Raw genomic sequence first — 12,163 nt, 5'->3', positions numbered from 1 at the left:
AAAACAGACAGCAAAAAGAGGCCGCAGGCGACGCGAATAACGTCACTGCACCCTGTAATGGTTTTTTCGATTATCGGCGCGGCGCGCGCCAGATTTAGCCCAATGGCAGAATATTTGAGCAGCAGAAATCTCAACGCCCTGCCCTCGACAGCGATCCTCGCCATTGCTACTATGCGATTTCCTCTGCTCGCTGAGTTGCCTATGGACACCCAATCCGACAAAGTCACGTTGACGCTGTTTTACGTTGGCAGCTTTGTGGTTTATTACCTCGTTACCATGCTGATTACGCTGTTTCCCAACTACGGCGTGCTGCGTAACGACGGTTTGCTGGTGCCGGTGTTGTGCCTGTTTGAATTTGCCGTGATCTACCCGCTGTACCGCTTCTATTGTCAGCGCCGCAACGACATCCCGCTCGGCTATCTGCGTCCCGGCCAAACCTTGCTGTTTATTGGGGCGTTATTCATTCTGATGGTGGCACAAACCCAGTTTATGCAACCGGAAGGATGGCTGGTGGCGCAAACCCAGCAAGGACGCAGCTCGATGCTGATCCTGCTACTGACGGCGGTGTTGCTGGCTCCGGTATTTGAAGAGGTGCTGTTTCGTGGATTTCTGTTGCAAGGTTTCCTGCTGTGGGCACCGAAAAGCCGCTTCGCCTGCATGTTGCTGACCTCGCTGCTGTTCGCCGCCATGCATACCCAGTACGTGCACTGGGAAACCATTGTCGCGCTCACGCTGTTCTCGCTGCTGCTGTGCTATGCGCGTCTGCGCAGCAACAGCCTGGCGCTGCCGGTGTTCCTGCACACACTCAATAACCTGATCGCAATTCTGCCGGTCTGGTATTACGCCTGAGAACAGCGCGATAACGCGCGCCGCGACGTTACTCTTTTTCCGCTTCGAAGTGGTTTTTGAATTGTTCGTAGATGGAAATCATATTCGAGGCATCGCCGTGCAGTGGGCTCAGTTTGCCGGCACGGACCAGTTCAATCACCAGTTGCAGGGCGGCTTGTTTTGGGCTGCTGGCCGGATGGGCAATTTCAATCGACATGTTTGACTCACTTCTCATTTTTCCAGGGCCGCACAGTTTAGCTCAGAATGCGCTGATGTTGTGCATCGCCCCGGGTATAATCGCGTCGTTCGGGTAAAAAAAAGCCGCTCAGGCTGATAACCCGCTACCGTTGCGTTTGGCTATACTGGATCGTTAAAAGGGAACAAACAGCCACACTTTCCGTACCAGAGAAAATGTGTATCAGGAGCCAAACCATGCTGATTGGTTTTGTTTTGTTAGTGAGCGCGTGTGGACATGATGCCTGTGACGCGTTGCCGGTGTCGGAATACATTTATCCGACCAAAGTGGCCTGTGAGCAAATGGCGACGCGCATACACAAAGTTCGCCCCAATGTGGTCCTGATTTGCGGTGAGGTACACCGTTAGTTTGGGGCCATTGGGCCGTTCAGGTGGAGATAAATTAACCCGCTAACGTTGCAAGCGCAGGGTTTAGCGTTCAAAATATAAGCAGCTTTACACTATTACTGTTGTGACTCCCATGAAAACAACTCGCCCCCGCCGTCCTAACGGACGCTGGGTTTATTACATTTTGTATGATGGCATTCTCTGGCCGTGCCCGGTACGCTGGGAGTGGGAGAGTGGCTATGGCGGCTGGCTGCCGTTTTACTATTCGCCGACCTTTGAGTTTGTGGTGGGTGATCCGCGCAAAGCTTATCGTATCGCCCGCAGCAACATCCGTGCGGCTCGGCCCGATAACGAATACGCCTGAGTATCTTAACCCAGTTGCCACGGCAACCAGCTGGCAGTCAACAGGTAGTGCACCAGTTCCAGTGCCAGAAGCACCATAGCCAGCACGCCCAGCTTATGGCGGCAGATCCAATCCTTTAGGCCCATATCATCGCCGCCCAACGGATCAGCAGCAGCGCACCACAGATACACAGCAACACCAAAACCATTTTCCAGTGTTTTTTCGCAGCCAGATATTTTGCCAAGCATCCTCCCGGTCAGCAGAAAGCAATGATGCGCCCACAGGCGCATCATCGATTCTAGCTCCGGTCCGCCGTTGAGGCGATCAATTATTCAGCGTGTAGTCGAGGGTGATCTCGGCATTCAACACCTGGGAAACCGGACAACCGGCCTTCGCCTGCTGAATAATTTCATCAAATTTGGCGTTATCAATGCCCGGCAGTGACACTGTGCTGGTCAGGGCGATTTTGGTAATGGCAAATCCCTCACCTTTTTTATCCAGCGAGACATCCGCCGTGGTGTCGATGCTTTTCGGCGGATGTCCCGCCTGACCGAGCATCAACGACAACGCCATAGAAAAGCAGGCGGCATGCGCAGCACCAATCAACTCTTCCGGATTGGTGCCCTTTGCGCCTTCGAATCGCGTATTGAAGCCATAAGGTTGATCACTCAACACGCCGCTTTCGGTGCTAACGGTGCCTTTCCCTTTGATGTCACCTTCCCAATGGGCCGATCCTTTCTTGTGAATGGTCATGTCATTCCTCCGGTTAGTCAGACAGGGAGTAAGTATAGACAACGCCTTTCACTGTGACGGATCAGCTCACCGCACGCGGACGCGCCGGGGCCAGACCCGCCTCGGACAACAGCGCGTTGGCCTGTACCAGCGAATCACGTGTGATATCCGCGATGGTTTTCGCCCCGGTCAGTGTCATCGCCACCTTCATCTCTTTCTCAATCAGGTTCAGCAGATTTTCCACCCCACGCTGGCCGTGCGTTGCCAGCGCATACAGGAAGGCACGCCCCAGCAGCACGCTGTCGGCACCCAGCGCAATCATCCGCACCACATCCAGACCGTTGCGGATGCCGCTATCCGCCAGAATGGTGATATCACCTTTCACCGCATCGGCAATCGCCGGTAACGCACGCGCCGAGGACAGCACGCCATCCAACTGCCGCCCGCCGTGATTCGACACCACAATGCCGTCGGCACCAAAGCGCACCGCATCGCGGGCATCTTCCGGGTCGAGGATGCCCTTGATCACCATCGGACCGTCCCAGAATTCGCGAATCCACTCCAGATCCTGCCACGAGATCGACGGGTCAAAGTTGTTCGCCAGCCAGCCGATATAATCTTCCAACCCGGTCGGTTTGCCGAGATAGGTGGAAATATTGCCGAGATCATGGGGACGCCCCTGCAGGCCCACATCCCACGCCCATTGTGGATGCGTTACCGCCTGCCAGTAACGACGCAGCGCCGCATGCGGGCCGCTCATGCCTGAATGCGCATCACGGTAACGCGCACCCGGAGTCGGCATATCCACGGTGAACACCAGCGTTGAACAGCCCGCCGCTTTGGCGCGCTCCAGTGCGTTACGCATAAACCCGCGATCGCGCAGCACGTACAGCTGGAACCACATCGGACGACTGATCGCCGGAGCCACTTCTTCGATCGGGCATACCGACACGGTCGATAACGTAAAAGGGATGCCTTTCAGCGCCGCAGCACGCGCCGCCTGCACCTCGCCGCGCCGGGCGTACATACCGCACAGGCCAACCGGGGCCAGCGCCACCGGCATCGATAAGGTTTCATTAAACAGTTTGGTCTCAAGGCTGAGATCGGACATGTTTTTCAGCACGCGTTGACGCAGCGCCACATCAGCGAGATCCGCCACGTTGCGCTGCAACGTATGCTCCGCATAGGCTCCCCCGTCAATGTAATGAAACAGGAAGGGCGGCAAAATACGTTGCGCAGCAGCGCGATAGTCACTTGCAGCAGAAATGATCATCAGGGTTTTTCCTTGCGTTTATCCAGGTCATGGCCCGGCAGACGGGTAATTCGCGCCTGCCGCGCTTCATCTTCATGCAGGGTTTTCAGCGTGGTATGTACAAAGCCGAGGTGGTCCATCGCCGCAAGGCGTGCCGCCTCCGCATCGCCCGCCAGAATGGCGTTCAGCAGCGCCTGATGTTGTTCGGTCAGGCGGTCAAAAATCACCGGTTGGGTGTACATGCGCTGACGGCTTTGCATCACCGAGGATTGCAACAAATCGAAGAAGCCCCGCATGGTTTGCAGCAACACCACGTTGTGCGAGGCTTCAGCAATGGCGAGGTGGAAACGCACATCCGCCTGCGCCGCCAGGTCAGGGTCATCGCTCTCTTTCAGTTTGAGCGTGGCGTCAAAGGCGTATTGCAGCTTCTCTTTATCCGCCTCGGTCGCGCGCAACGCCGCATGCCAGGCAGTGCTGGCTTCGATGGCGTGGCGTGCTTCGAGGATGTCATAGCGATAATCCGGGTCGGCAGCCAGTAACTGACGGATCGGTTCAACAATGCGTTGCTCTGACCACGGCTCCTGCGGCTGACGTAGCCAGGTGCCACCGCCACGTCGGCTGATTAACACGCCGCTACTGATAAGTTGCTGAATCGCCTCGCGTAACGACGATCGCGAGACGCCGAACTCCGCTGCCAGCTGTCGCTCCGCCGGTAAACGCATCCCGGGTTGCAGTTGGTGCTCATCAATCCAGGCGCGTAAACGCGCCCGCAACGTATCCGCTAAGCGCGGCGTGTTTTCAGTCATGGAATCATCCAGGTTAAGACATACGCCTGAAGCGTGGTGATCACGCCAACCATACAGGTGAAGATCAGGCTATGTTTGACGGTAAAACGGAACAGATCCGACTCTTTGCCTACCAGCCCAACGGCCGCACAAGCGATGGCGATCGATTGCGGTGAAATCATTTTACCCGTCACCCCGCCGGTGGTGTTGGCCGCCACCAGCAGCACATCCGATACGCCAATCTGTTGCGCGGTGGTGGCCTGGAGGGCAGCAAACAGCGCGTTAGAAGAGGTATCCGAGCCGGTCAGGAACACACCAAGCCAGCCGAGGAACGGTGAGAAAAAGGTGAACGCATTGCCGGTATGGGCCAGCGCCAACGCTAAGGTGGCGGACAGACCGGAATAGTTGGAGATAAAGGCAAACGCCAGCACCATGCCAATCGAGTAAATCGGCAGCGCCAGTTCTTTCAGCGTTTCGCCGAAGGTCTCAATGGCGGCTTTTGGCTTCATACGCAACCACAGCACCGACAGCACGGCCGCCACCAAAATCGCGGTGCCGGTGGCTGACACCACATCAAACTTGAACAGCGCCGGATAGGGCGTCGCATTCGCCACCACTGGCGGCATACGCGCCACCAGCTCATGCAGCAGCGGTACCGGCACGGTAAAGACCCAGTCGTACAGCGCACCGCCTTTGGCAAACAACGCTTTGAACGGCGGAATACTCCACAGCGTGACGGTCGCCGTCAGGAACAGGAACGGCATCCAGGCACGGATCACCTGCGCGGCGCTATAGCGCTGACGCGACAGATCCTGATCCACCATTGAAGCGCCCATGTCGTTAAAACGGAAAATACGCACGGGTTTCCAGCGGCGCAGGAACAACGTCAGACAGATCAGCGAGGCCAGTGACGAAATGATGTCCGGCAGCTCCGGGCCAAGGAAGTTGGAGCTGAGGAACTGCGCAATGGCAAACGACCCCCCTGCCACCATCACCGCAGGCCAGGTCTCTTTCACCCCGCGCCAGCCATCCATGATCGCCATGATCCAGAACAGCACGATAATGGTCAGGAACGGCAACTGGCGGCCAGCCATCTGGCCGATATGGAAGCTGTCCAGCCCGGTCACCTGCCCGGCAACGATAATCGGGATGCCCATCGCACCAAACGCCACTGGCGCGGTATTGACGATCAGACACAGTCCGGCCGCGTACAGCGGATTGAAGCCCAGTCCCACCAGCAAGGCTGCGGTGATCGCCACCGGTGCGCCAAAGCCTGCCGCCCCTTCAAGGAACGCGCCAAACGAGAAGCCGACAATCAGCATCTGCAAACGCTGGTCCGGGGTGATCGACAGGATCGAGGCACGAATGATGTCGAACTGCCCGGTTTTTACCGAGATTTTGTAGACAAAAACCGCCGCGACAATGATCCAGGCGATCGGCCACAGACCATAAAGAAAACCATACGCCACCGAGGCCAGCGCCTGTCCCACCGGCATCCCGTACAGCAACAGCGCCACCAGCAGCGCCAGCACCACCGTCGCGGTGCCCGCCTGATAGCCCTTCAGCTTGAGCTTAATCAGCGCGAAGAAAAAGAACACAATCGGGATCACCGCCACAAGGCTGGAGAGCCAGATATTATTGAGAGGATCGTAATTTTGTTGCCAGACCTGCATAGCGTGATCTCCAGAGGTCATCAGAAGCCTGCGTGACGCAGCGAGGCGTGCTTCACGCGTTATTGCCCGTGTTCATCACTGAATTGGTCGGACCAAAATTCAGTTTCCCGGGCTTTCTGGCTCCAGATAGTTAACGTATTGTTAACCTAAAGCAACGCGGCAGGGGTGATTTTTCGTGTTATGTGACGTCCCGGCAACATTTTCACCCCATTGGTAGGACCAATCAGGCCTTTGGTTGACCAAAGGCCCGGGGATAGCTGTGGGGATGGAAGCGCAGGTTAAGACCGAGCAACCCGATGACCACCGCGCCCTGCATCAACCATACGCTGGAAAAGCTGCCGGTGGCGGCATACAGCTGACCGGCAACAAATGGCATGCAACCAGCGATGATAAACCCGACCCCCTGCATAAACGCCACCAGCCGTGCACCGGCCTGCGGTTGTGGCAGATGTTCCAGCGCCAGTACCATCGCCAGAGGAAAGGCGGCACCGAGACCAAAACCGGCAATCGCGGCCCACAGCCACGGGGCCAGCAGCGGAACCAGCAGAAACCCCGCCATACCGATCAGCTGGCACACCAGACTGATGGCCAGTTGCGGACGACGATCGCTGCCACGCGCCAGCAGCGGCATCAGAACCGCGCCCGTCACCTGTAACGCAATCATCACCGCCAGCAGCGAACCACCGGCCTGTGCTGACCAGCCTGCTTGCTGGTAGGCATCCGGCAACCAGGCAACACAGGTGGCATAGCCGCCATTCACCAGACCGAAGCTCAGCGCCAACGTCCAGGCGCGGGGTTTGCGCCACAACGGCGGCACCACCACCGGCTTGCTGTCAGGGTTAACCGGCACCCGTACCCACAACCAGACGAGGAGCGCCAGCAACACCGGCAGCGCCCAATCACTTAACGCCAGCGACCAACCCAGCTGTGCACTCAGCCAGGGTGACAATGCCGCCCCGAGGCCGCCACCGCCCATCAGCGCCCCGGCCCATAAGCCAGTCACCGCCGCACTGCGCCGCGAAAAACGCTGCCGAATCAGCCCTGGCATCGCCATCTGTACGATGCCAATGCCCAGCCCACCACATAATGCGCTCAACACCAGCCAGCGGCCTTCGGCAATCGCGCCACGTGTCGCCAGCGCGACCAATAACAAGGTTAACCCGGCCAACAGCAGGCGTCGCAGCGGCAGACGCTGCATCAGGGGGGCGCCCAGCAGCGCAACCGCGCCCATCATCACCATCGGAACGGCAGGCAATAAGGACGCCGCCAGCGGGGAGAGGCCAATGCTTTGGCGCAACTGTCCCAATAACGGGCTGACGGAGGTAAGTAACGGACGCATATTCAGCCCGGCCAGCACCAGGGCGGCGAGCGTCGGTCCGTTGGAATGTCGGGTCATACACAATCCTGCAGAGAAAAGGTTGTCAGGATGACAGCGGCGGTTACTATTTGGAAATGAAATAACGCCATAGCGAACAGTGGAAAAATGAATCGTCAGCCGATGTTTACCCCGCAACAGTTGTTAAGCTTTGTCGCGGTATGCGAAACCGCCAGCTTTACCCGCGCCGCCGACCGCGTGCATCTGTCGCAATCCACCGTCAGCCAACAGGTGCGACGGCTGGAGGAGATGGTCGGCAAGGCGCTGCTGCAACGTACCTCCCATCAGGTGGCTGTCACCGAAGAGGGCGAAAAGTTGCTGGGCTATGCGCGCCGGATCATTGCATTGAATGGCGAAGCGCACGATGTACTGAGCGACAAATGGCGTGACGGGGTGATGCGGCTCGGCGTACCGGAAGATTTTGCCGCCCCCACGGCAGGGTTACTGGCCGATTTTAGCCGCCAACACCCGCAACTGCGGCTGGATGTGATGAGCGGAATGTACGTTGATCTGCACGCGGCCTGGCAGCGAGAAGAACTCGATATCATGTTAATTAAGCAACCAGGCGGGGAACGGCCTCTGGCAGCGAGGCCGGAACCGTTGCTGTGGCTGGATAGCGCCGAACATCCCTGTTTTGGACAAACCCCACTGCCGTTAGTGGTGTTTCCTCAACTTGGCTTGTATCGCGAGGAGATGTGCCAGACGCTGGATAGCCTCGGCCGTAGTTGGCGCATCAGCTACAGCAGCACCAGCCTGGTGGCGCTAGCCAGCGCGGCGGCGGCGGGCCTCGGGCTAACCTTACTCCCCGCCAGTTGCCGCCTGCCGGAACATCGGGTGTTGGGCGACGCCGAGGGATTACCGGTGATCAGCCATTTCGAGCTGGCGTTGTTCTGCCGCCAACCGCAGGACCATTTGCAGCAGGCGCTGGCCGCCGCGCTGGTGGCGTTTTGTCAGTTGCGCTGGCAGTGATTTTCCCACTGCCAGCCAGTGGCAAATATCGCAGCACCGAGGCGAGGCTTTTGCCAGATTAGGTTTTTCCCTTTTTGACTGGAGCCTCTGATGCAACTCTCTTCCCCCAGCCGTCGTGATTTTCTCAGCCAGACAGTACGCTGGACCGCCGCCGGAAGCCTGTTGGCGGCAGGTATGGGCCATGCCAGCCAGACGGTCGCTGCGCGATCCGAACGCCCGGCCCTCCCCCGCGCCCGCCATTACCAGTTGTTGAATGTGCGTCTCGAAGAAGATTTCGAGCGCGAAGGTAACGAGGTGATCGCCACGCGCACCGCGTTGTATGACATCACGATTAATGACGGGAAATTCGTCGCCATCGAGCCAGCCGGCAACGCGCGTAACAGCGCCTTACCCAACTGGGATGCGCAGGGTCTGCTGCTGCTGCCGCGCACCCGTGACATGCATATCCACCTCGACAAAACCTTTTACAGTGGCCCGTGGCAGGCACCGCGACCGCGTCAGGGCAAAACCATTATGGATATGATTGCCCGCGAACAGGTGCTGATCCCACAACTGCTCCCCACCTCACAGGCGCGAGCCGAAGCGCTGATCGGCCTGCTGCAAAGTAAGGGCAGCACCGAAGCACGCAGCCACTGCAATATCGATCCGGTTAGTGGTCTGAAAAGCCTGGAACATCTGAAGCTGGCGCTGGCAAACCACCCCGATTTTGACTGTGAAATTGTCGCCTTTCCCCAACACGGTTTGCTGCATTCAAAGGTAGATGGGCTGATGCGCGAAGCCATGTCACTGGGTGTGCAGTATGTCGGCGGACTCGACCCCACCAACGTGGACGGCGCGATGCAGGCTTCGCTCGATGCCATGTTCCAGATTGCCCTTGATTACCAGCGTGGCGTGGATATCCATTTGCATGAAACCTCCCCGGCAGGGGTGGCAGCGATTCAGTATATGGTGGCTACCATCGCCAAGAATCCGCAGCTCAAGGGGAAAGTCACCCTGAGTCACGGCTTTGCCCTCGGCACGCTGGAGGGGAAAGCGCTGGATCAGATGATTGCTGGCATGGCCGAGCAGCAGATGAGCGTGGCTTCCACCATCCCCATCGGCAAGTTGACCATGCCATTGCCGCAATTGCAGGCGGCAGGCATTACGGTGATGACCGGCACTGACAGCGTGATCGATCACTGGTCGCCTTTCGGTAGCGGCAGTATGCTGGAGAAAGCCAATTTGTATGCGCAACTGTACCGCGGCTCCGATGAGTTTGGTCTGAGCCGGGCGTTGCATATCGCGACTGGCGGTATTCTGCCATTATCGAATCAGGGCGCACGTCAGTGGCCGCAGGTGCAGGATGAGGCCAGCATGATGCTGGTGGAGGCCAGTTGTTCCGCCGAAGCCGTGGCGCGGATTGCACCGGTCCACGCCACCTTCCGCCGTGGCACCGCCGTGTACGCCGCCTGAAACAAAAAAGCCTCCGGGAAGGAGGCTTTATGAACGAAAAGGCAGGGACAGGTTGCGCCCACCGCCATGCTGGATTATTACGATAACATCTGAATTGCCAGCGCATACAGCCGCTGGTTTTCTTCGTCGCTGACAGGCTCTTCTTCCGCGTAACAGGCAATCATGGAGCTGACTTTGTCAGATGACAACGCCTCTCCGTGAATGTGTAGGGTTAACACGGCGCGGCCGACGATTTTCAGAATGTCCTCGTTTTGTCCCTGGACGTAGTGACTCAATGAAGTGACCTCTGAAGTTGTTTTATATCGCCAAATGGCGCGCTAAATATAAAACAATCCAGAGAACGATTTTAATCGGAATTTCCTGTAACAGACGGGACACATAAAGATAACAGCAGCAATTGGTCGCTATCTTGCCGTCAGTATGCGGCTATCGTCTGATTAACTCAGCCATTTTTCTCGACTGGCGAATTTCTCATCATGGGAGTTTTCGGAAAATTCATTAGAACTTTGCGACAATAACTGTCGAAAAATAAACCAAATATTACCAGATGCTTATTTATTCCCGTCAGCAACCATCCTCCCGGCCGTGAGGTGATTTATCATTGATGCCGCGGGCCCTTTCTGCCAGACTGGCCGCCGCAACTCCGCCCGATATCAGAGACCGTCCCGTGACTGCTTTTTCTACCCTGACGCAACTGCCTGCCAGCCAACTCGACAACCTGCGCGAGATGGGTTTTGACGCCATGACGCCAATTCAGGCAGCCGCCCTGCCCGCGATCTTACAAGGGCGCGATGTGCGTGCGCAGGCGAAAACCGGCAGCGGTAAAACCGCCGCCTTTGGTATCGGCCTGCTCCAGCGGATTGATAACAGCCAGTTTCATACCCAGGCGCTGGTGCTCTGCCCGACGCGCGAACTGGCCGATCAGGTCAGCAACGTATTACGCCAGCTGGCGCGCTTCACGCGCAACATTAAGATCCTGACGCTGTGTGGCGGCCAGCCGATGAGCGCCCAGCGTGATTCACTGGTGCATGCGCCCCATATCGTGGTCGGTACACCGGGACGTATTCTTGATCATCTGAAACGCGATAACCTCGATCTCAACCAACTGCAAACCCTGGTGCTGGATGAGGCCGATCGCATGCTGGAAATGGGTTTCCGTGATGATATGGAAGCGATCATCGGCTTTACCCCTGCTGCACGCCAGACCTTGCTGTTCTCCGCCACCTGGCCGGATACCATTGCCAGCCTGAGCGAACGCTATCAGCGTGATGCGCTGGCAGTGGCCACCGAGACCGAAGCCGAGCTGCCCGCCATTGAGCAACGATTTATTGAAGTCAGCGCCAGTGAACGCACCAACCTGTTAAGCGCCTTGCTCAGCCAGCAGCAACCCACATCCTGCGTAGTGTTCTGCAACACCAAACGTGAATGCGATGACATCGCCGCTGCGCTCAACGATCGTCAGATCAGCGCCCTCGCGCTGCATGGCGATCTGGAACAGCGTGACCGCGAGCGGGTGCTGATCCGTTTTGCCAACGGCAGCATCCGCGTGCTGATCGCCACCGATGTGGCAGCACGCGGCCTGGATATTAAGTCGCTGGCACTGGTCGTGAATTACCACCTCGCGTGGGACCCGGAAGTCCATCTGCACCGCATTGGCCGTACTGGCCGCGCCGGAGAATCAGGTCTGGCGGTCAGTTTTGTCGCGGCCGATGAGATGGCGCGCGCCCATGCGCTGGAAGATTATCTGCAACAATCTCTCAACTGGGTTGCCGCCAGCACGCTGAAAGGCAGTGCAGCCAAAGCACTGCCAGCAACCATGATGACGTTATGTATCGACGGTGGCCGTAAAGCCAAAATCCGCCCCGGCGATATTCTTGGCGCACTGACCGGTGAAGCCGGTTTCAGCGCCGATCAGATCGGTAAGATCGATCTCACCCCAACCCATGCCTATGTGGCCATTGCTGCCGCTCAGGCCAAAACGGCGCTGATCAAGCTGAAAGAAGGCAAGATCAAAGGCAAAAGTGTACGCGCCATCCTGTTGAAATAAGCCGTTAAAACGTGGGGGCGCTCGCCCTCACGTCAAAATTCCACCCGCTACTCTCTATTTTTTAATCACTCTGCCGATAACTCCATCACGGCGATGTTGCCATGCCCCTAACGCAGCCCTGAGCG

General features: G+C 57.7%; 14 protein-coding genes. 6 read left to right on the top strand and 8 right to left on the bottom strand.

All coding sequences use genetic code 11. The features are described 5' to 3' along the window. Positions 1 to 201 precede the first annotated feature (201 nt). Positions 202 to 849 carry a CPBP family intramembrane glutamic endopeptidase gene (locus tag PAT9B_RS04425; protein ID WP_013508058.1) on the top strand — a complete coding sequence of 216 codons (648 nt, stop codon included), beginning with the start codon at positions 202 to 204 and terminating at the stop codon, positions 847 to 849. Positions 850 to 877: 28 nt separating this feature from the next. Here PAT9B_RS04425 and PAT9B_RS30885 read toward each other — a convergent pair whose 3' ends face one another. Further along, positions 878 to 1,045: a hypothetical protein gene (locus PAT9B_RS30885; RefSeq protein WP_013508057.1), complete on the bottom strand. Its 168-nt coding sequence runs from the start codon at positions 1,043 to 1,045 to the stop codon at positions 878 to 880. Positions 1,046 to 1,260: 215 nt separating this feature from the next. Here PAT9B_RS30885 and PAT9B_RS30880 point away from each other — a divergent pair, with 215 nt between their 5' ends. Further along, the gene (locus PAT9B_RS30880; protein WP_013508056.1) at positions 1,261 to 1,431 is read left to right on the top strand and encodes a hypothetical protein; all 171 of its coding nucleotides are present in this window, start codon (positions 1,261 to 1,263) and stop codon (positions 1,429 to 1,431) included. A gap of 112 nt (positions 1,432 to 1,543) precedes the next feature. Next, positions 1,544 to 1,774, top strand: a complete 231-nt coding sequence (locus PAT9B_RS04420) for a hypothetical protein (protein ID WP_013508055.1) — start codon at positions 1,544 to 1,546, stop codon at positions 1,772 to 1,774. A gap of 115 nt (positions 1,775 to 1,889) precedes the next feature. Here the strand turns inward: PAT9B_RS04420 and yniD are convergent, their stop codons facing one another. The 6 genes from yniD to PAT9B_RS04390 all read right to left on the bottom strand — a co-directional run bounded on the left by yniD (position 1,890) and on the right by PAT9B_RS04390 (position 7,591). Then, entirely contained in the window at positions 1,890 to 1,997 is a 108-nt protein-coding gene (yniD, locus tag PAT9B_RS31070; protein WP_223300457.1) for a small membrane protein YniD, read from the bottom strand. Between the two features lie 80 nt (positions 1,998 to 2,077). Next, the gene (locus tag PAT9B_RS04410; RefSeq protein WP_013508053.1) at positions 2,078 to 2,506 is read right to left on the bottom strand and encodes an OsmC family protein; all 429 of its coding nucleotides are present in this window, start codon (positions 2,504 to 2,506) and stop codon (positions 2,078 to 2,080) included. A 61-nt stretch (positions 2,507 to 2,567) separates the two neighbouring features. Next, positions 2,568 to 3,758, bottom strand: coding sequence for an FMN-dependent L-lactate dehydrogenase LldD (gene lldD / locus PAT9B_RS04405; protein ID WP_013508052.1), 1,191 nt, complete (start codon positions 3,756 to 3,758; stop codon positions 2,568 to 2,570). Then, positions 3,758 to 4,543, bottom strand: coding sequence for a transcriptional regulator LldR (gene lldR / locus PAT9B_RS04400; RefSeq protein ID WP_013508051.1), 786 nt, complete (start codon positions 4,541 to 4,543; stop codon positions 3,758 to 3,760). Before lldR ends, lldD begins: the two co-directional genes overlap by 1 nt. Beyond that, positions 4,540 to 6,195 carry an L-lactate permease gene (lldP, locus tag PAT9B_RS04395; protein WP_013508050.1) on the bottom strand — a complete coding sequence of 552 codons (1,656 nt, stop codon included), beginning with the start codon at positions 6,193 to 6,195 and terminating at the stop codon, positions 4,540 to 4,542. The genes lldR and lldP overlap by 4 nt, the downstream gene beginning before the upstream one ends. Positions 6,196 to 6,418: 223 nt before the next feature. Next, on the bottom strand, positions 6,419 to 7,591 hold the full coding sequence (locus PAT9B_RS04390) for a cyanate transporter (protein ID WP_013508049.1): 1,173 nt from the start codon (positions 7,589 to 7,591) through the stop codon (positions 6,419 to 6,421). An 87-nt stretch (positions 7,592 to 7,678) separates the two neighbouring features. On the opposite strand from PAT9B_RS04390, the gene PAT9B_RS04385 reads away from it, so the two are divergent. After that, the gene (locus PAT9B_RS04385) at positions 7,679 to 8,539 is read left to right on the top strand and encodes a LysR substrate-binding domain-containing protein (RefSeq protein WP_013508048.1); all 861 of its coding nucleotides are present in this window, start codon (positions 7,679 to 7,681) and stop codon (positions 8,537 to 8,539) included. Between the two features lie 90 nt (positions 8,540 to 8,629). Continuing rightward, complete coding sequence (locus PAT9B_RS04380) at positions 8,630 to 9,991, top strand: amidohydrolase family protein (RefSeq protein WP_013508047.1); 1,362 nt, start codon at positions 8,630 to 8,632, stop codon at positions 9,989 to 9,991. A gap of 77 nt (positions 9,992 to 10,068) precedes the next feature. Here the strand turns inward: PAT9B_RS04380 and PAT9B_RS04375 are convergent, their stop codons facing one another. Continuing rightward, positions 10,069 to 10,266, bottom strand: coding sequence for a hypothetical protein (locus PAT9B_RS04375; protein ID WP_013508046.1), 198 nt, complete (start codon positions 10,264 to 10,266; stop codon positions 10,069 to 10,071). Between the two features lie 392 nt (positions 10,267 to 10,658). On the opposite strand from PAT9B_RS04375, the gene dbpA reads away from it, so the two are divergent. After that, a complete protein-coding gene (gene dbpA, locus PAT9B_RS04370; RefSeq protein ID WP_013508045.1) occupies positions 10,659 to 12,038 on the top strand; it encodes an ATP-dependent RNA helicase DbpA in 1,380 nt (459 codons plus the stop codon). Positions 12,039 to 12,163: the final 125 nt, after the last annotated feature.

The organism is Pantoea sp. At-9b (assembly GCF_000175935.2).
Lineage (GTDB): Bacteria > Pseudomonadota > Gammaproteobacteria > Enterobacterales > Enterobacteriaceae > Pantoea.
Note: the sequence above shows the minus strand (reverse complement) of the source record. Positions and strands in the feature narration are given on the sequence as shown.